21 protein-coding genes are annotated in these 20,035 nt (G+C 37.6%); 3 read left to right on the forward strand and 18 right to left on the reverse strand.

Annotation, left to right across the window (positions count from 1 at the left end; genetic code table 11):
* Positions 1 to 41: 41 nt before the first annotated feature.
* Positions 42 to 281, reverse strand: a complete 240-nt coding sequence (locus C7H19_RS17290; RefSeq protein WP_106458177.1) for a hypothetical protein — start codon at positions 279 to 281, stop codon at positions 42 to 44.
* 401 nt (positions 282 to 682) lie between these two features.
* Positions 683 to 1,864: an RtcB family protein gene (locus C7H19_RS17295; protein WP_106458178.1), complete on the reverse strand. Its 1,182-nt coding sequence runs from the start codon at positions 1,862 to 1,864 to the stop codon at positions 683 to 685.
* Between the two features lie 128 nt (positions 1,865 to 1,992).
* On the opposite strand from C7H19_RS17295, the gene C7H19_RS17300 reads away from it, so the two are divergent.
* Both C7H19_RS17300 and purF read left to right on the forward strand, forming a co-directional pair.
* On the forward strand, positions 1,993 to 2,586 hold the full coding sequence (locus C7H19_RS17300; protein WP_106458179.1) for a rhomboid family intramembrane serine protease: 594 nt from the start codon (positions 1,993 to 1,995) through the stop codon (positions 2,584 to 2,586).
* 218 nt (positions 2,587 to 2,804) lie between these two features.
* Positions 2,805 to 4,277: an amidophosphoribosyltransferase gene (gene purF, locus C7H19_RS17305; protein ID WP_106458180.1), complete on the forward strand. Its 1,473-nt coding sequence runs from the start codon at positions 2,805 to 2,807 to the stop codon at positions 4,275 to 4,277.
* Positions 4,278 to 4,398: 121 nt separating this feature from the next.
* On the opposite strand, the gene C7H19_RS17310 is transcribed toward purF, so the two are convergent.
* The 6 genes from C7H19_RS17310 to C7H19_RS17335 all read right to left on the reverse strand — a co-directional run bounded on the left by C7H19_RS17310 (position 4,399) and on the right by C7H19_RS17335 (position 11,521).
* Entirely contained in the window at positions 4,399 to 4,956 is a 558-nt protein-coding gene (locus C7H19_RS17310; protein ID WP_106458181.1) for a Uma2 family endonuclease, read from the reverse strand.
* A gap of 53 nt (positions 4,957 to 5,009) precedes the next feature.
* Positions 5,010 to 6,353, reverse strand: coding sequence for a TldD/PmbA family protein (locus C7H19_RS17315; RefSeq protein WP_106458182.1), 1,344 nt, complete (start codon positions 6,351 to 6,353; stop codon positions 5,010 to 5,012).
* Between the two features lie 30 nt (positions 6,354 to 6,383).
* On the reverse strand, positions 6,384 to 7,031 hold the full coding sequence (locus C7H19_RS17320; RefSeq protein WP_106458183.1) for a DUF2834 domain-containing protein: 648 nt from the start codon (positions 7,029 to 7,031) through the stop codon (positions 6,384 to 6,386).
* 237 nt (positions 7,032 to 7,268) lie between these two features.
* Positions 7,269 to 8,705, reverse strand: a complete 1,437-nt coding sequence (locus C7H19_RS17325; protein ID WP_106458184.1) for an FAD-binding domain-containing protein — start codon at positions 8,703 to 8,705, stop codon at positions 7,269 to 7,271.
* Positions 8,706 to 8,846: 141 nt separating this feature from the next.
* Positions 8,847 to 10,667: a peptidylprolyl isomerase gene (locus tag C7H19_RS17330; protein WP_106458185.1), complete on the reverse strand. Its 1,821-nt coding sequence runs from the start codon at positions 10,665 to 10,667 to the stop codon at positions 8,847 to 8,849.
* A 128-nt stretch (positions 10,668 to 10,795) separates the two neighbouring features.
* A complete protein-coding gene (locus C7H19_RS17335) occupies positions 10,796 to 11,521 on the reverse strand; it encodes a 2-phosphosulfolactate phosphatase family protein (protein WP_106458186.1) in 726 nt (241 codons plus the stop codon).
* A gap of 191 nt (positions 11,522 to 11,712) precedes the next feature.
* On the opposite strand from C7H19_RS17335, the gene C7H19_RS17340 reads away from it, so the two are divergent.
* Complete coding sequence (locus C7H19_RS17340; protein WP_245927600.1) at positions 11,713 to 12,828, forward strand: DUF3747 domain-containing protein; 1,116 nt, start codon at positions 11,713 to 11,715, stop codon at positions 12,826 to 12,828.
* Between the two features lie 17 nt (positions 12,829 to 12,845).
* On the opposite strand, the gene C7H19_RS17345 is transcribed toward C7H19_RS17340, so the two are convergent.
* From C7H19_RS17345 to C7H19_RS17390, 10 genes are all read right to left on the reverse strand, one after another.
* Entirely contained in the window at positions 12,846 to 13,163 is a 318-nt protein-coding gene (locus C7H19_RS17345) for a hypothetical protein (protein WP_106458188.1), read from the reverse strand.
* Between the two features lie 150 nt (positions 13,164 to 13,313).
* Positions 13,314 to 14,171, reverse strand: coding sequence for a metal ABC transporter permease (locus C7H19_RS17350; RefSeq protein WP_106458189.1), 858 nt, complete (start codon positions 14,169 to 14,171; stop codon positions 13,314 to 13,316).
* A gap of 9 nt (positions 14,172 to 14,180) precedes the next feature.
* Positions 14,181 to 14,933, reverse strand: coding sequence for a metal ABC transporter ATP-binding protein (locus C7H19_RS17355; protein WP_106458190.1), 753 nt, complete (start codon positions 14,931 to 14,933; stop codon positions 14,181 to 14,183).
* Positions 14,934 to 14,935: 2 nt separating this feature from the next.
* Positions 14,936 to 15,919, reverse strand: coding sequence for a metal ABC transporter substrate-binding protein (locus tag C7H19_RS17360; RefSeq protein ID WP_106458191.1), 984 nt, complete (start codon positions 15,917 to 15,919; stop codon positions 14,936 to 14,938).
* Between the two features lie 143 nt (positions 15,920 to 16,062).
* Positions 16,063 to 16,554, reverse strand: a complete 492-nt coding sequence (locus C7H19_RS17365) for a Jag family protein (RefSeq protein WP_106458192.1) — start codon at positions 16,552 to 16,554, stop codon at positions 16,063 to 16,065.
* Between the two features lie 6 nt (positions 16,555 to 16,560).
* Complete coding sequence (gene yidC, locus C7H19_RS17370; protein WP_106458193.1) at positions 16,561 to 17,715, reverse strand: membrane protein insertase YidC; 1,155 nt, start codon at positions 17,713 to 17,715, stop codon at positions 16,561 to 16,563.
* A gap of 116 nt (positions 17,716 to 17,831) precedes the next feature.
* A complete protein-coding gene (locus C7H19_RS17375) occupies positions 17,832 to 18,227 on the reverse strand; it encodes a PH domain-containing protein (RefSeq protein WP_106458194.1) in 396 nt (131 codons plus the stop codon).
* Positions 18,217 to 18,585, reverse strand: coding sequence for a ribonuclease P protein component (rnpA, locus tag C7H19_RS17380; protein ID WP_106458195.1), 369 nt, complete (start codon positions 18,583 to 18,585; stop codon positions 18,217 to 18,219). The genes C7H19_RS17375 and rnpA overlap by 11 nt, the downstream gene beginning before the upstream one ends.
* Before the next feature lie 41 nt (positions 18,586 to 18,626).
* On the reverse strand, positions 18,627 to 18,764 hold the full coding sequence (gene rpmH / locus C7H19_RS17385; protein WP_106458196.1) for a 50S ribosomal protein L34: 138 nt from the start codon (positions 18,762 to 18,764) through the stop codon (positions 18,627 to 18,629).
* Between the two features lie 216 nt (positions 18,765 to 18,980).
* Positions 18,981 to 19,694 (reverse strand): biliverdin-producing heme oxygenase, encoded by a 714-nt coding sequence (locus tag C7H19_RS17390; protein WP_106458197.1) that lies wholly within the window; start codon positions 19,692 to 19,694, stop codon positions 18,981 to 18,983.
* Positions 19,695 to 20,035: the final 341 nt, after the last annotated feature.

The raw sequence follows: 20,035 nt of genomic DNA on the forward strand, positions 1-20,035 counted from the left end.
TTATTATTTTCTTAACAAGGGTTTTATTTGTTATCTGGCTTTCAAACTCTTGATTTGTCAAGGTTCAGGTCGCGTTCGGAGTTTGGTTTTTGGCGTTTCGCTTGAACCGCTCTCTTTACCGCGCATTTACCAATATAAGCAATTCTCCAAGGAATGTCAATACCCTTGCCAAAAGTTTTTTTCAGTCTCTCGATTCCTTTTGGGGTAAGGCTTTTGGCGATTTTGACCTCTAACATTCCTCCAAAATTCCCCAAATTTCTCAAAAAATATTGATGGCTCATCGGCTCAAATCCTTATACAGCAATCTTTATAAGCATTAAAAAATTTTCTTTCTCTAGGCGACTTTTTTTGAGTGAGGCTATATAACTTTGATACTTGCCTTATATATGTATCTAGGTAAGACAGTTGCCATAACTATATAGAAAATTTTTAGTTGGTTTCGGATTTAGCCAAACAATTCAACCAGAGGACAAAATCCTTAAAGAGAGCGACAATTTAAAATCAAGCGAATCTATACAATAGATTTAATACTATTGCTCATGCTTGATAGATAGAATAATTGCAATGTCTTCAACCTCGAAATTGTAATATCTACACTTTTTGCACAATTTTACAAAAGTTAATGTATGAAATGATGTTACCTCATGGTATAATTGCCGCCAAACCTTTCTTTATTGTTACTCTACCCTTTAACACACATTACTTGTTTGAGAGTGGCAACAATCTCTACTAAATCGGATTGTTGATTCATAACTTGTTCAATAGGTTTATAAGCTCCAGGAATCTCATCAAGAATTTTATAATCCTTGCGACATTCTACACCTTCGGTTTGCTGAATTAAATCATCAAGAGAAAAGTGTTTTTTAGCTTGAGTTCGAGACATTAAACGCCCTGCACCGTGAGCGCAAGAACAAAAACTCTCTGCACATCCTTTTCCTTTAACAATATATGATTTAGCTCCCATTGATCCTGGTATAATACCGTAATCATTTTCTCTAGCACGTACCGCACCTTTACGAGTTACATAAACATCTTCACCAAAATGATGTTCTTTTTCTGCATAATTGTGATGACAATTTACGGATAAAATGGGTTTAGTAAGTTTACCTCCTGCTATATTTTTTTCGACAATATGTTTAAACCGTGCCATCATAATTTCGCGGTTCATTCGTGCATAGTCCTGCGCCCATTGTAAATCTCGCCAATAAGCTTCAAATTCTGGTGTACCTGCAACAAAATAAGATAAATCTGGATCAGGTAATTTAATTTCAGTCAATTTAGCTAAATTTTTTGCTGTTGAAATATGACACTGAGCCAGTTGATTTCCAATACCGCGTGATCCAGAATGAAGCATTAGCCAAACTTGATTATCAGTATCTAAACAAAGTTCGATAAAATGATTTCCCCCACCTAACGAACCAAGTTGTTTAATGGCTTTTTTATCTAGGTTTTGTACCCCTTTATGTAAATCTTTAAAGTGTTGCCAACCTAACCAGTTAGTCACATTTTTTTCTATTTCTTTGTTTTCATCAAAACCAACAGGTATAGCTTCTTCAATCTCTAAACGAATTTTTTTCAGCTTTCTTTCTAGTTGATCTCCATGAAATGGCATTTTAAGAGCAGCCATTCCACAACCCACGTCAACTCCGACGGCTGCGGGAATTACTGCATCTTTGGTCGCAATAACTGAACCTACTAACGCCCCTTTTCCTAAATGTACATCGGGCATTAAAGCGACGTGTTTGTAAACAAAAGGCAAAGAAGCAACATTTTTCGCCATCTGTGTTTCTTTGGGTGCAAGGTCGTGACCCGCCCAAGACAGTATTGGTGATGCTGTCTTTAAATCTAAGGTATTGTATGACATATTTTTAATTACATTATATATTACAATTATAATACATAATGAACGGTTGTCAAGAATGACATACCTATAGCCGTTGTTTTGAGAGACAGGATAGAATAGAGGCGACCTCCCTCATTGAATAAACTGATATGAGCCGTCCCTTAAAAAATTCAATTCATCAAGAGTTCAAAACTCAAGTCACGATTTTAGGTAGTTTTTTAGTCACTTTTTGGATAGTAGAAATTATTGATCGATTCGTTTTTCGAGGTCGGCTTGATGTTTACGGCATTATTCCACATTATTTAATTGGTTTACGAGGTATCTTATTTGCACCGTTTTTACATGGAAATTTTGCTCATTTAATCGCTAACTCAGTACCCTTTGTAATTTTGGGCTGGCTAGTAATGTTACAAGAAACAAGTGATTTCTTTATTGTTACAGGCATTACCATGTTAGTCGGAGGTTTGGGGGTTTGGATTTTTGGTATTCCGGGTTCTGTTCATATTGGAGCAAGTATTTTAATTTTTGGCTATTTAGGATTTTTGTTATTAAGAGGATATTTCCAGCGTAACTTTGCTTCTATTATGCTTTCCGTTATTGTTGGTGTACTCTATGGTGGTACGGTGTGGGGTGTTTTACCTTCTCAACCTGGTATTTCTTGGCAAGGTCATTTATTCGGCTTTTTAGGTGGTGTTTTAGCCGCGAAAATAATTGCTAAGGAAAAACGGAAATATGATTCTTAACAAGAAAAATATTGACAATAATTACTTATCATTCTCATTAATTTTAACTATATTCGGATTTGAAGATTTTATTCTTTTTTGCAATACCCGATCGCTTGAAGATTGCTGATATAATCGGGTTAAAGGAATATTAAGATTAGTTAAATTTCTTCCGATTGATTAGTCTATATATTGAAAAATGCAACTTTATCGGCCGTCCACAGGAGCCACCTGATCCCATGACTGTTTACGACGAGTTTTTGATTGATCCCTACTCTATCAATTCATCTGACAAACCTGAAGAGGCTTGTGGTGTATTTGGTGTTTATGCTCCAGAAGAAGAGGTCGCCAAATTAGCGTATTTTGGTTTGTATGCTCTACAACATCGGGGTCAAGAGTCTGCGGGTATTGCAACTTTTGAGGGAGAGACTATCCACTGTTACAAAAATATGGGGTTAGTAGCTCAAATTTTTAAAGAAGATATTCTTAAAACTTTACCAGGAACGATCGCCGTCGGTCATACGCGCTATTCAACCACAGGCTCAAGTCTTCGGGCTAACGCTCAACCCGCAGTTGTTGAAACAAGTCTCGGCGCTCTCGCATTAGCACATAATGGTAATTTAGTCAATACTTTAGAGCTTCGTCAAACCTTAGAAAAACGGGGTTGTGATTTTGAGACAACAACAGACTCAGAAATGATTGCTGTAGCGATCGCTCAAGAAATAAATAGCGGACAGGATTGGATCGAAGCGGCGATTAATGCTTTTCGACTTTGCTCAGGGGCTTATAGTTTAGTCATTGGTACACCTGTAGGCTTGATGGGTGCAAGAGATCCCAATGGAATACGCCCACTGGTTTTAGGCGAAATAGAAACCGATGCAGGAAACACTCGTTATGTTTTAGCATCCGAAACCTGTGGTTTAGATATTATTAGTGCAACCTATATACGAGACATCGAACCTGGCGAACTTGTTTGGATTACAGAAGACGGTATTACCTCTCATTTTTGGGGAAAATCAGAACGTAAACTTTGTATTTTTGAGATGATTTATTTTGCTCGTCCTGATAGCATTATGCACGACGAGAGCTTATATACCTATCGTATTCGTTTAGGTGAACAACTCGCTAGAGAGTCTTATGTCGAAGCTGATTTAGTTATGGGTGTACCTGATTCTGGCATACCTGCTGCAATTGGTTTTTCCGAAGAATCTGGGATTCGTTACGGTGAAGGATTAATTAAAAATCGCTATGTGGGAAGAACTTTTATTCAACCGACGCAACACATGAGAGAACATGGTATACGGATGAAATTAAATCCATTAAAAGATGTTCTTAATGGCAAACGAGTGATTATTGTTGATGATTCAATTGTTAGAGGAACTACTAGCCGTAAAATTGTACGAGCTTTACGAGAAGCAGGAGCAACAGAAGTTCATATGAGAATTTCTTCACCTCCAGTAACTCATCCTTGCTTTTATGGGATTGACACCGATAATCAATCACAATTAATAGCCGCCACCAAATCAGTAGAAGAAATCCGTCAACAAATTGAAGTTGATTCTTTAGCGTATTTAAGTTGGCGAGGAATGTTAGAAGCAACAGGAAAAGATCCTAATAGCTTTTGTTCGGCTTGTTTTAACGGTGATTATCCGATTACAATTCCTAATAATCTTAAAGGAGCTAAATTAATCTTAGAAAAATCAGGAGTGTAATTTTAGAAATTCTCGAAGTGCGAGATCTTTTTAAGATACTTTGAAACTCTCGCCGCTTAACTGCTTTTGGTGGAAATTTAACGGCGGCGACTCGTCACTTCATTGAGCGGAGACTAAATTATTATTCAAATTCTGGCGGCCAAATTTCATTAATTGGGAGTTCCCAACCAGGTAATAAATCAGGAAGAGTTAAAACATCTTGATTTCTTAAAATAATGGGAGTAGCTTCGGGACGATAAATGATCACATTTTTTTGATCTGGATCAATTAATATACCTATTTTGGCTCCAAGTGATAAAAATAACCTAATTTTTTCTTCTATAAGTTTAACTCTATCACTTTGTGATTTAACTTCTACAACTAAATCGGGAACTAATTTTGCAAAACTTCTAACCGTGCGTTTTAATCTTGCTGCTTGTACAAAAGAAATATCGGGGGCTTTAACATCACTATTCGGTAAAATAAAGCCTCCCGCAGAATCAAAAACTCTCCCCAAACGACGAGGATAAATCCAATTTCCTAGGGAACGACTAAATAAAAATGAAACTTCGCTTGATGTAATATCTGAAGGACCCATAATCAATACTTTTCCGTCATCTATCTCAACTTGATAATCATGCCCCGCGTCTGATAAAAGACTTTGAATTTCTTTTAATTGTTTAATTGTCATATTAGACATAATTAATCACCTCTCTAGCTTAGAATTTAGGTGGGAATAACCCACCCAATTAATTATTGTTCTCCAGTAATCGAAAGTTCCTCAACCCAAATCCGAGGACAAATTCCACCTGGAGTTACTTCTGCTTCGGATTCGACAAAAATAATCGATTTTAGAAGCGTTAGAAAGTCACCAGCAACAGTCGCAGAATCGATACTTGTATATTTTCCTTTGTTGACTAACCAGCCATCAAATGGTAAAGAAAAAGAACCTTGTAAAGAATTTACACCCGCATGAAGGGCTTGTAAATTATCGATTAAAACAACATTTTCTGCTTCTTCTAAACGATAAGTTTGTGTCGAATTTTCGCAAGCATAAACATGATAGAAATGTGAACTAACACCAACTTTAGCCCCAATACTACCATGTCCAGTAGGTTCGGTATTCATTCGTTTAGCCGTAATCGTACTGTGAAGAAAATTCTTTAAAATCCCTTGGGAAATTAAAGTAATTTTGCGAGTTGGCGTTCCTTCTCCATCAAAAGTTTCAGCAGAAATATTTTCAGGATGAAGCGCATTATCATCTACACATAAATATGGTGCGGCAATTTGAGAGCCTATTGATTCTGGAGTCGATAAACTTTGTTTATCAAGAATACTTTGGGCATTAAAAAGATTAGAAAATCGACCAAATAAACTCAAGAAAGCACGAGGTGAAAAAACAACCCTATATTTACCCGTTTTAATTGGTTTATAGTCTAGATGGCTAATTGTTTTACTAACTGCTTCCTTGATACAACCATCTATATCAAGATCTTGTAAACTATGACTGATTTTAAATGCGCCAGAACTGCGAGGCTTTTTACCTTCTTGCTCAGTTTTAGTATACAGATAGATGGATGTGTAGGCGCGAACTTCTTCTCGCATTGCCCCTTCACTATTAAGATAAAAACGGTTGCCGTCCTGTTGACCTAAACCGTTGTAGGGTACACTTTCAATAGCAGGATGGGCATCTATTACCGTTTTTTCTGCATCAATCAATTTTTCAATGAGATCCGATACAGGTGCTTGATCTGGGGTTTCTTGGGGAATACTAACCGTCGGAGCTTTTGCTTGTGGACTAAAATCAGGTACATTATCTTTTACCCCAAAAAAACTCGCCTCAGATGCTGTTTTTAAGGCTAATTTTAAACCCGTTGGATCAACATCGGTAGTAGAAGTAACCCCAACTTGATTATTTTTATTCCACACTCTAACAATAACGCTAGAACGGTTAGACGCTTGAACCTGCTTGGGTTCTCCCTGAAAAACTTCGACACTGGTATCGTCTACCGATGAACCATAGATATCATATTTATCGATACCCAGTTCACGGGCGATCGCTGCGGCACTCTGAGCTATTTCTTGAACCTTCGGCATACTTTCAATAATCTTATTACGCTTTACTTCCTAGTCTATCGTTGTTTCCCTTAAAGGCGGGCGGATCATTAAATAAATAGCAGATCCCAATAATGGAACTAAAGAAACAAGCCAAAATAAAACATTATTTTTTAGTCCACGTCGTATCATGTCATCTTTCAAAAGAATGGGAAAAAGAAGACATAATAGGCAAAAATCTAAACTCATTACATGAATAAATCTGCTAGTTTGCCACTGTTGAATAAAATTACTCGAATCTCCCATTGAAAAAGCATAAAATAAAAATGCTATAGTACCTAAAGTGGCTGATAAACCTATCCAGCGAGAATCAACAATTTTGAGTAAGAGTGTTTTTTGTCCATCAAAGTTACTATTAGGTTGACGCAAAATTAAATAAGGCAAAATAGCAAAAGCACCTACAGCGAAAGAAAATAGAGCAAATGGCCAAGCGGGTATTTTTTGCATCCGTCCATCAGTAATTATCACGCCAGAATAAATTATTGGCCAAATTCCCATTATGTTAAATAAACTGGTAATTATTGGGTTAATGCCGTCCCATTTCCCAGTACTTAAATTAATGATTAAATCTAAAGTATCAGGTTGATTGGGTGGCGCAAAGAAAAAAGCGTAAATGACAAATACTAACCAAATTATACCTAGAATAATTTTTTGAGCCATGATATTTAGAGGATTTTATCTATTGTAAGGATTAGGATGCCAAAATTTTTTGATAACTATTTAAAATATAGCAGTTTTTTAATTAATGAAATATTTTTGTATGGTTATAAATTAAATTACTATAAAACTGGGTTTGAGACAAAACCCCGACAATGGATTTTATTTAATTGAGAAAAGATATAATTTAATAATTTTTTGAGAGGGTTTAAAGACTAAACCCCGACAATTAATAATAATTTATTCTACATTCTGTTTAATTTGTTGATATCTTCGCTTAAATTCTCGCTGTTGCTCATTATGATCGACAATAGGATCGGGATAATTACAACGATGACGTTCTAAGGGAGAAATTTTTCCTGTTACTAATTCTTCAGTATCTAGTGAGCGTAATTCGGGCAACCATTGACGAATGTATTCACCTTCTGGATCGAATTTTTGTGCTTGAGAAGCAGGATTAAAAATACGCAAAGGTTTAGGGTCCATACCACTAGATGCACTCCATTGCCAACCACCATTATTAGCAGATAAGTCGCCATCAAATAATTTTTGCATAAAGTATTTTTCTCCCAATTGCCAGTTAATAATTAAATCTTTGGTTAAAAAACTAGCAACAATCATTCTACAGCGATTGTGCATCCAGCCAATTTCATTCATTTGACGCATGGCTGCATCAACAATAGGATAACCTGTTTTTCCTTCACACCAAGCTTGAAAATGTTCGTCATTATTTTCCCAAGGAAACTCTTTAAATTCTTTTCGATATGCTCCTTTTGCTAATTCTGGGAAAAAGTACATACAATGTTGGTAAAATTCACGCCAAGCTAATTCTTGTTGCCATGCTTTGACACTATTTCTCACTTCATCACTACGACTATTTTCATAAACATCACTGGTTGCTTGCCAAACGGTACGAATACCGATCGCACCAAATTTTAAAGCTGCGCTCAGTTGAGATGTTCCGTCAACGGATGGATAATTTCTTTGCTCTTGATACTCATTAATAGCTTGATCAATAAATAACTCAAGTCTTTCTAGGGCTGCTTGTTCACCAGGTTCTAAAAGTAAAGGATTTTCCCAAATAAACCCTAAATCTTTAGCAGTTGGTAAATTAATTGTACCGACTTTAGAGGCTAGTTCTAATTCTTGTTCGTTTAAACCTTGTAGTTTTTCTATTTTAGGAGTCGGTGAGGCTTTTTTTTGCTGGCTCCAATTTTTCCAAAAAGGAGTGTAAATTGTATAAACTTTATTGGATTGAGTCAGAATATCGTTAGGTGCGTGTAAAAGTTGATCCCAAAAATTTCTATATTTAATGCCTTTTCCTTGTAGTATTTGTGTGACTTTTTTATCTCTTTCTTTAGCGTAGGGTTCAACGTCTAAATTAAAAAAAACTGCTTGTGCTTGTAATGTTTCTGCTAGGTTGGGAATAACTTGACTCGGTTCCCCTTTTATGATAAGTAATTGACTGCCAATTTTTTGATAATGTTCTTGTAATTTTTCCAAGCAACCAATCATATAAGTTACTCTTGCTGGTGCAATCGCATCTCCATTTAAGATAGTTGGATCTAGACAAAATACACCGACAATCTTTTGTGTTTGTTGATAAGCTGTGGCTAAACCAATGTTGTCAGAGATTCGTAAATCTCGACGATGCCAAAATAGAATTAAGTCTGTCATAGAAATTTGAATTAGATATAGTTTAATTGTACTAAATAAGGGTTAATTTTTCATCTAAAGCAAAATCTACCCTTATTGAAAGCTTTTTGCCCTCTGTCTAGGGTAGAAGTCTATTTTTGAGGCGAAGAATGTAGATTGTTCTTAAGCAATAGGACGATGCTCGTTAAAACCAGACAGGATATAATGCTGTGTCGCACCGGTAAGGGTTCCGAAGAAAGGATCGGCCGCGACATCCGCGTTGATCGGATTAGCAAGATAGGCATTAGGATCAAAGGTAATCTGTCGATAGCTTTCTCCTCGTCCAATCAAGAGATAATGATTAGAAGCGGCTTCTACTTTGGCTGCATAATCGGGAATTGAGGCAAAGTGGTTAATTAAATCAGGATTTGAAGCTAAATAGCGATCGCTGGGAAAAAGATTCGGCTCACGTCGTGGTTGTTCGTAAAAACCGTTCTGAATGTAATGTTTAGTAGCTTTTTGAGTATCCGTATCAAAAGCTCCGAGTAAATCATCATAAGAAACTAGATAACGAGCAGCATCAAAGGTAATCTGTCGATAGCTTTCTCCTCGTCCAGACAAAAGATAATGATTAGAAGCGGCTTCTACTTTGGCTGCATAATCAGTAATGGGTGCAAAGGTGTTAATTAAATCAAGATTAGAAGCTAAATAGCGATCGCTTGGGAAAAGATTCGGATTTCGTCCTTCAGCAAAACCATTAGTAATAAAATGTTTGGTTGCTGCTGCGGTATTAGTGCCAAAAGCGGTAAATAAATCTGGGTAAGAATTGATATAACGGGCAGGATCAAAGGCAGTTGTAGAACGTCCTTCGACGAAACCATTATTAATATAGTGTAGGGTTGCGCCAGCACTATCGATCGCTCCTGGGATGGGTTTATTCCCAAAAGCCTCGATTAAATCGCCATTACCAACATAGCTAGAGGCAATATAACGGAATTCATCAAAGGTATCTAAAGGACGATTTTCATTTTGTCCATTGGTTAGATAGTGATTGGTGAGTACAGCTAGCTCGTAGCCAGAGTTAATATAATAAGGAATTAAATCTATAGGGTTAGACGCTGCGTAGGATGCGGCATCAAAAGTAGAATCGTTGACAGTAACAGTAAATGTATCTAGTGCTTGCTCACCTAATAAATTAATAGCACTAATTGTGATTTCTGCTGTTCCTACTTGATTAGGAAGATAATCTATAAAAATTTCCTGACCATTAATTGAAACATTGACTAAATTGGGGTTAGTGTTATTCACTAATGAGAATTGAAGCTCATCGACTGAAGTATAAGTAATTTCTTGAAAACGGACAAAATCATCGGGACTGTCTATCTTAGGATTATTTGCGTCGATTATTAAAGGGATCTGATTAAAAGTTGAACTAGCATTAAAAACTGGAACAGCAGCGATCGCATCAATTGTCGCCAAATCATCATTAGATAATACTTGTCCAAAAACGGTAAACCCACCATTTTGATTATCAAGATTGCTTGAATTATTATTTAAGTTAAAAAACCATTGATTTGTTGCACTATTTGGGTTATTTCCGACTTTAGCCATCGCAATTGTACCCCGTAAATTAGAACGATTAGGACTATATTCGTTTTGTACAGGGGAATCGCTGGTAATTAATTGGGGGGATAATTCATCAACTGTATAGCCACCACCTTGAATAACAAAGCCTGGTACGGAGCGATGTATAATTGTATTAATATAAGCTTCTTGTTCAACATAATTCAGAAAATTGTCTACGGTTAAAGGTGCGCCCGCTCCATTTTGGTCAAATAAAACAATATTAATTACGCCATTTCCAAGGGTTGTATTATAAAGCTGAAAATTAGCAATTAAGCCTGTTGTCTTTGGATCATCGAAATAATTTAATAAATCGAATATTGTTTCTTCTGAGTTACTTCCTACTGTTATATCGCTGATTGGATTAATGATGATTGTCATAACTTTTTTCCTAAGTTTATAAATTTATTTCTATTAATTAGCTTAACATATCGTTTTTTTTGCTCATAAAAAAGAGGAAAATAAATTAATAAAAATTTTTCCTCTATGTGTAATTACTGAATCAGGCTTTACAACTTAACTAAAATGCTCGGTTCTTTTTGAATAGGTAGAATATCAAGATAATCAATTTGAGAACAGTATTTTAAATCTTCATGACAATTTAAACGAAGTAATCTTTTTCCATGACTGGATTGATTAAACATTTCTAATAAATTATCTTGCCAATGGTGATAAAGAGCAAGAGCCGCAATAACCTCATCATTACCGATGTCTATTTTATCGGTATGTTGTTTTAACGAATCAGCGATCGCACCTGCACAGGTAGTATCTTCGAGGGAGTATCCACCTTCCCAACCCGAACCCACTAACCAAACTGTTTCAGGTTGTTTGTGTAACAAATAGTTAACGGCGGCTTGACGATTGATCAGCGATCCAGTAATAACCGATGGAGACTGTTCAACTCGTTGCAAGGCTCTAGTACCATTAGTAGTGGTGATAAACAAGCGTTTACCGCCAACGATATCGGGGGTGCAATCTAAAGGAGAGTTTCCCATATCACAGCCCTCTACTGGTGCGCCGCCTCGTTCTCCGGCTCGTAACCTTTTTTCGGGTGGCCAAGTTTCACTCACTTGCATGAGAGTCGTTAGATCACTAAATGCTTGAACCGAGTCAGCACCAGCATTTAAAGCGGTTGCGATCGTGGTTGTTGCTCGTAATACGTCGATAACAACAGCGCAATCAGGCAAATGATCAATGGGGGTTAGTTCGGGAGTGTGATAAACAAAAACCTTCACTGTTATTATGATTAAACTATAAAGAGTTGGGGAAATTCTATCATGACATTAAATTGATTTATCAAGAAAACAAAAATTGATTGATCTCGTCTTGATTGATACAACTATCTTTTATTCTTTGAATACTTTTTACTAATTTACTTATGAGACTAGCGTTTTTGCAGCCGATTACTTCTTTTTTCGTGATAGTAATGACTTGTCTGGTAGGATCTAGTTCATCAGTACAAGGTGTTAACTTTGAGCAACAAGAGATTGAGCAAAATCAACTGATTGCTATTGCTCGACCTTATGGGGATCATCAGTATGATTTATTAATTTTGCAACAAATACCAGGTAAACAACAATGTTGGAGTGAAATAGGTTCAAATCCTGTGACAGTTGACCCATTATTACTTAATTTTGATTTTACTGGAAGTTGTGAGCGTAGTACTGATCCTAATGGTTATTCAATTCGGATTGATGGTCAAGATTATGGCATGGAATATCTTCTAAGATTGGTGATGCGAAACAATGAACTTTTTTTGATTGGAACAAGTCGTAATAATGCCAAAAAACCTGATGTAATTGTTGGTCGTACAAATGGCATTGCACCAGGTTTACTTAAAATTAATTTAAATCCGGGATGGCGATTTAGTAAACGTGCCTATCAAGGAAAAGCATTAGGTCATGTGTACTTAACTGGGAATAGTCAAGCCATTGCATCAATTAATATGAATATTTTAAATGCAGCAAACCCGACTCCAAGATCTTCATCTTCATCAAGTTCTATTAAACCACCAAAAGAATTAACGTTTACCGCAGAAGGAACAAAACCTCAACCCCCCGTTATGCCCGCGCTACCGCCCAAAAGTTCGCCATCGTCTTTACGACCTCTTCCGCCGGTTCCGTCTCTTCCTGAAACGAATAATTCTCAACCGCCGTTACGACCTCTTCCGCTGGTTCCGTCTCTTCCTGAAACGAATAATTCTCAACCGCCGTTACCTCCACCTCTGCCCAGTGTTGCTAGTACGACAAATAATTCATCATCCCGAAAAACCCTATCAGATACGCTTTCTAATTTATCAGGTACTCCCACCCCAACAGTGGCTCAATCACCCCCTCAAAGCCGATACAAGGTGATTGTACCTGCAAATAATAGTGAGCTAAAAAGCCAAGTGCGATCGCTCTATCCTGATGCTTTTCCAACTTCATATAAAGGAAGTTCAGTTTTGCAAATTGGAGTATTTAGCACTCAAGACAAAGCTAAACAAGCTTTACAAAGTCTGACGAGTGCTGGAATAAAAGGTCAGATTATCGCCGCCCCGTGAACGAAGTTTCAACGAGATCACGATTGAGAGCTAATAATATATCGAAATAGTAACAAAACAATTGCACCTAAGATAAAAACACTTAATATCGTTGCCACTAACTTTAAAACAGTAGTGAGTAGAGAGAAAACAAGAAAGATAACTCCCACAGTAACGCCAAGCTTGGCAATCATGGGTAAACCATCGTACCATGTTTGAATCTGATTTGCAGTTTTGGTGATTTCCTGATGAGCAGTTGATGAGTTGTCTGGATAAGATACAGGCTGTGGATCGATTTCAATCACTTCTATCGGTTCGGTTGCGTTGTCTTTATTTGGGTTTTCTGAAAAGGACATAGACGATTAACGCTCTTATAATCGTTTAATATAACTCAAAGTTGCTGGTAAGTTTTTTGACAGTCATAAAACTACATCTCATGTTACCAAAGATTTTTGTAAGCACAAAGCGGATCAAGTTTCAGGAGAGTGCTAAACGAGCATAGGTATTTATTCTAAAATCGATTGTTTTCGCATTTTTGCAATCAAACCATGTTTAGGAGCAACCACCATCGTGACGACAAAAATTAAAGTTTGCAACACCACAATACACCCGCCAGTTGAAGCATCTAGATAATAGCTGAGATAAGTTCCCATTACGCTAGAGAAAATGCCAGAAATTACCGCAAAAATCATCATATAATCAAAACGATCGGTTAATAAATAAGCGATCGCTCCTGGTGTAACCAGCATAGCTACAACCAAAACAATACCAACAGCTTGTAAGGCGACGACAATCGTTAATGATAGTAAGGTGAGCAAAATATAGTAGAGTGCTGTCGTATTTAAACCAATTGAACGCGCATGAGTTGCATCAAAACAAAATAGTAATAAATCTTTTCGCAGTACCAGAATAACAGCTAAGGTAATCGTACCAATCACAACGGTTTGGATCACATCTGGCGTAGAAATACCTAGCACATTACCAAACAAAATGTGCATCAAGTCAACATTGCTAGGATTTTTGGAAATTAGCACCAATCCTAAAGCAAAAAATCCTGTAAAAACTAACCCAATTACTGTATCTTCTTTAATACGAGTTTTAGATTGAATAAAACCAATTGCTAATACTGAACTAATACCAAAGATAAATGCTCCCAAGGCAAACGGTAAATTAAAAATATAGGCTAATACGACACCAGGCGTAACCGAATGAGAGACAGCATCCCCCATTAATGCCCAACCTTTGAGGGTCATGTAACACGATAGCACCGCACAAACCATCCCGACAAAAGCACTCATCAACACTGCTTTGAGCATGAAATCATATTGAATTGGTACGGCAAACCACTGCACAATTAGATCCATTTGTCAACCTTAATATTCTTGATTTAATCGGACATTGGGCATGACACCGCCAAAAGTGCGAGTCAGATTTTCTGGAGTAAATACGTCTTGTGTTGCGCCATAGGCCAAAATCGTTTGATTAATAAACACAACCTGATCACAAAAAGTGGCAACTGAATTAAGGTCATGAGTAGAAACTAGAATCGTATGTCCTTGTTGTTTTAGCTCAATAAGTAATTCTGCGATCGCTTTTTCGGTTTTGACATCGACTCCTGTAAATGGCTCATCTAGTAAAATTACTGATCCTTGCTGTGCTAATGCTCGTGCTAAAAAAGCTCGTTTTTTTTGTCCCCCAGATAGTTCACCAATTTGACGATCTTTAAAAGGAGTCATTTGTACGCGTTCTAAACTATCAGCTACCATACGGCGATCGCAATATTTAGGAATTCTTAAGAGATTCATATAACCGTAACGCCCCATCATCACCACATCCCAAACACTAATTGGAAAGTTCCAATCTACTTCTTCAGACTGTGGAACATAAGCCACAAGTCCTCGTTTTTGCGCTTGTCTAATGGGTAAGCCATTAATTAAAACCCGTCCTGTAGTGGGTTGTACAAACCCCATAATTGCCTTAAATAGCGTCGATTTTCCGCTACCATTCATCCCCACTAAACCCGCGATTGAGCCTTCGTTGAGAGACAACGTAGCCCCATGTAATGCTATCTTACCGTTATAGGCAACTGTGACGTTTTCTACCTGAATACGTGCTAAATTTTGCATTTTTAACCCTCTTGTAAACCTTTGATTAAAGTATTAATGTTATAGTCCAACAGCTTAAGATAGGTTGGAGCCACACCATCAGCCGCCGATAGAGAATCGACATAAAACACACCACCAAATTTCGCTCCAGTTTGAGCAGCTACTTGCTTTTGTGATTCAGCACTCACCGTACTTTCACAAAATATTGTCGGAATTTTGTTCGTCTTGACTTCATCAATTACTTTACGAATTTGTTGCGGTGTTCCTTGGTTTTCCGCATTCACTGGCCATAGATATAATTCTTTTAATCCATAATCTTGAATAATGTAAGAAAATGCTCCTTCACAAGTAACCATGTAGCGCTTGTTTGGGGGTAAAGCTGCTATTTCCTGACGTAATTTTTGATCAATCTCCCGAATTTGCTGGCTGTAGGTTGCTGCATTAGCGGTGTAATAAGCTTCGTTTGCTGGATCAAGTTTTATTAAAGCTTTACGAATGTTTTCCACATAGACTAAGGCGTTTTGTGGCGACATCCAAGCATGAGGATTAGGTTTACCCGCATAAGCATCATCAGCAATTAGAACTGGTGTCACTCCGAATGAAAGGGTAACATGAGGGACATCTTTGAGACTGCCATAAAATCTTTCTGCCCAGCGTTCTAGCCCTAAACCATTATCTAAAATTAAATCAGCTTTTGAGGCTTTTGTTAAGTCACTTGGTGTTGGCTCATAGCCATGAATTTCTGAGCCTGGTTTGGTGAGAGATTCTATAATTGCTTGATCGCCAGCCACATTTTGAGCGATATCGGCTAATACTGTAAAAGTGGTTAAAATTACTTTCTTTGATTCGGTCTGGTAACTGGTTTGGGACGGTGAGGGGTTGATTGCAGTTGGATTAGTCGAAGTGGTATTCGGGTTACAGCTACTTAAACAGATTAATAAAAATGAGCCGACTGCGATCGTCAGATTTGTCTTTTTTCGGTTTTGATCACCATATATCCGATTCATGGGTGATTCATTTCATAATCTTTTCATTTTTTAGCCTATCATAATCTGGAACAAAATGAAAGAATTATGATAATTGTCAAATTAAACAAAAAAATTCCTTCTGTGATCATCATTGCAGAAGGAAAGAAACAAAGAAGTTATTTTTAGCGTAACCGAATGACTAATCGTCGATCGGGTTCTTGACCGCGACTTTCAGTCTCAAGATCATCTACATCTTGTAAAAAAGTATGAATTTGACGACGTTCAGCAGAAGATAAAGATTTCATTTCCACTTCTTGCCCAGTTTGTCGGACTTGTTCAACAACACTTTTAGCCCAAGCGAGTAATTCAGCTTGTCGCTTGAGACGATAACCATTGAGTTCAACGGTAAAAGCTTGCTGATTTTCTTCTTCTAAATCAATATTGAGAATAGTATTAGCTAAATATTGAATAGCGTCGATGCCTTCGCCTTTAGGGCCAATAATAATTTCAATTTGTTCTCGCGTTAAGTTAGTTTGATCGATTAATAACCAAGATGCCCCTTGTTCAATTGGGTCTACTTTTTCGGCTCCAATGTTCACTTCAGTTGGAAACCCCATCAGTTTTAGTACTGTTTCTAACCACTCTTTCCCGCGCTGAATTTGCTGCTCCCTCATTTTTCTTTATCCTGATGTTTTTTCCTTTTTCTTAGATGACCGTTTCTCAAACGGTAATGCTTCTCTGACTTGCTCTGCTTTTTCTTGTTGTTCAATTAATTTTTGCAAGTTTTCGGGTAAAGGTTCTCGCATGAGAAGGACGGTTTGCAGGGTTTGGAAAATGTTTGCGACTAGGATGTACATTAACACCCCGGCAGGAAGTGGGAAAAAGAGAAACATTCCACTAAAAATGATCGGGGTAAGCTTATTCACCGTTTGCTGTTGTTGAGCATTTGCCCCACCACTGGAAGCACCGGTCCCCGATAACTCTTGGTTGATGTAGATACTCAAACCGAAGAAAATGATCATGGCGAGGATATCCCAGTTAATTTGACCATTTTCACCTGTTACGCCAACTTTTCCTAAAGCATCAATAAAAAGAAACCCTGTTTTTGCAGCAATTCCTGGAATTGTCGCTTTAATGGTGGCTTCTCCTGGGGCTAAAGCTTCTAAGGTTCCATCGGGGTTGACGGTAACGCGGTCTGTGCCTTTAATGACTTCATATTGGGGCTTTAGTTCAGCATTAGAAGATGTACCAACCAGTTTAGAAAATGATGTCCCTTCTGTGGTTTGAAATTCAACTTGTGTTTTGCTGCCAACGGCTAATTTATTACCGGTGGGTAATAAAGCAGAGATCGGGTAATGAATTCCATCATCGACATAAAAGTTCTGTGTTTTAGTCGCGTAAGGTTGGGGGACAATTTCGGTGATTTGCTCTTTGGGGAAAACTTGTACGTCAATGTTGTAGTTGACATCGGAAAAAGGTGATCCTCTAAGAGTAGCGAAAAGAGCCAATAAAATTGGCATTTGTACCAATAGCGGTAAACATCCAGCTAAAGGGTTGCCAAGCTCCTGCATGAGTTTGGCCATTTCTTCTTGTTGTTTTTGTGGATCGTTTTTATATTTTTTCTTGATTTCCTCTTGTCGTTCTTTCATCAAAGGTTGAGTAATTCGCATTTTTCTCATGTTGCGAATTTGACCGGCGCTCAGAGGAAAAAGAGCAAAACGAACCACAAGGGTTAGCGCAATAATTGCAAAACCATAGCTATGCACAATCCCATAGAAGAAGTCTAGGATAGGCAGCATGATGTTAGTGGAAATGAATCCGACTCCGAAGTCCATTGCGTCAAAATTGGGGGTTTCCCAACAGTAATGTTATATCTTTTTAACTACTTTACCGAAAACTGGTCATAGGTTTATGGTAGTGACAAAGGAACCGCTAACCGAACCATCTCTGTTTAAGTTGTGGTAATCGCTTCGACGGTGCGTCCTGTTTTGTCGGCTACTCGTTCGGCAATATAATCATGCACTTCTCTAAAGTTGGGCATTGAGCGCAGTTCTAAGCGACTTCTATCTTTAAGAGTGACAACGAGATCGCCCCAGAGTCCTATTCCTCGCGGCATTTTAGCAATTTTAACGATTTCCGAATAAATAATATCAGTGCGATCGCGCCCCATCCAACCACCTGTCACAGAAATTCTTCGATCTGTGATTTTATAACGCAACCAAATCGCTCGAACGACTGCGCCAATGGTTAGGGGTAAACAAATGACCGTAAACCCTAATAAGATATTGATGATTAAATCCCCGATATGGGGCCCACCCTCATAAAATGTGTTTTCTTTAATGCCCATTGATTAGTCCGGCCCTAGTTAATAACGTTTTTATCTCTTGCAAAAAATGCTCGTATTTACACTCTACCGCAGGAGGGCGTACTACGACTACTACTCGCCATCCGGGTATGATGTCTGCTAATAAGGCTCGGATTGCTCCTCTGATTTGCCGTTTTATGCGATTTCGGATGACTGATTTTTTACTAACTTTTTGACCGATGGATATCCCAAAACGAGTGGGTGAAAGCTGCATTACATGAGACGATACATCTTTTAAAACAATTAAAACAAGGTGAGAGGTCGCATGACGTTTTCCTTGTTCATATACTGCTTTAAAGTCGTTACGATGTTTGAGTCGATGGATTAAGGGCAATCCCACTGTATCTTATGTTTCATCTCTTAAAGTAAGGTAGGAATGATCTATACGCTCAGACGTTCACGTCCTTTTTTACGTCTACCTTGTAATACTTTTTGTCCCGTTGAGCTTTTCATTCTGGCTCTAAAACCAGAGGTTCTCTTTTGTTTGCGATTGGTTCCTTCTAATGTCCGCTTAGTCACGCTTTGTTTCTCCTGTTTTAGTCCTTAAAAACACAATTTTTAATTATACCAAATATCTTTCTACTTTTCTATTATTACTGGTCAGGACTTCACAAAAAACAGCAGACAATCCCAAAATCTAAACAGCGATCCCAAGCCAAGCGCTCGTCAATAGACCTGCTATCCAGTTTTCGAGATTGTCGTAAAGGTCGTCTTCCTTGAAAATGGAGTCATCAATTATTCGGCTGTAGCCAGTTCAGTACTACCTTTTTCACGACGACGGGTTAAGGTGTTAAAGAGCATGATACCAATGGCTTTGATCAAGTTGCCTTCTAATTCTTGGAATAATTTCATGTTCATCCCGAAAGCGTCATTAGCTTCGGTGACAATGCGATCTGCTGTTTCTTGATCAATTGGTAAGTCATTCATTGTCTGACGATATTGGTTTTTAAAAGCTTTCTCGTCAGAAATGTCTTTAAATTCATAAAAAGCGGTTCCACCGTTGTCTAGGTTCATCGCGTTTTGAGCGATTTTTTTGAGAATTTGTCCGCCAGATAAGTCTCCTAAGTAACGAGTATAGGAATGAGCGACCAATAATTCGGGGTTTGTTGCGGCTATGTCGTGAATTTGTTTGACATAAGCTGATCCGGCTGGAGATGGTTTTACTTCGTTGCGCCAGTTGGCTCCATAGTAGAAGTATAGGTCTTGTTCTAATGCTTGTTTACGGTTTAATTCGGGAAAATAAATTTTAGATACGATCGGATGTTGAGCTAGTCTTTCCATTTCTTCTTCCATTGCGGAATAGACAAAGTAAAGATTTGCGACTAATTTCCGATAGGAGTTTTTTTCGACAACACCTTTGAGAAAGCACTTGACAAATCCTACATTTTCTGCCATTGTATGAGACTTTTTCGTTCCTTCCCGTAACTGAGTTGCTAAGTTAACGCTCATAATGATGTTTCCTATACTTTTAGTAATTTGTAGGGGTGTATGATGAGTTACAAAAACTGAAAAACCGCCTAATTCGCTAGAGTAAACTTATTTGATGAGAATTTTCATTAAGTTTTCTTACAACAATGCAGCTTAAATGTTGAAGCCAACGCCAAAAATCAATCAAGTCAAATTGAATGAGTAATTTTATATAAATAAAATTTATATTTTTATTTACAATTAATTAAAATAATAGATACTTTTGCCATAATTCGGGAGCAATTCTCAAAGAAATTCAAATTAAGGCGATAGGAAGTGACAAAAAAGCTTTATATTACTGAGGCGCGTGTATTTTTTCACCA

The sequence above is a fragment of the Aphanothece hegewaldii CCALA 016 genome (assembly GCF_003007785.1).
GTDB classification, from domain to species: Bacteria; Cyanobacteriota; Cyanobacteriia; order Cyanobacteriales; family Microcystaceae; genus Chroococcus; species Chroococcus hegewaldii.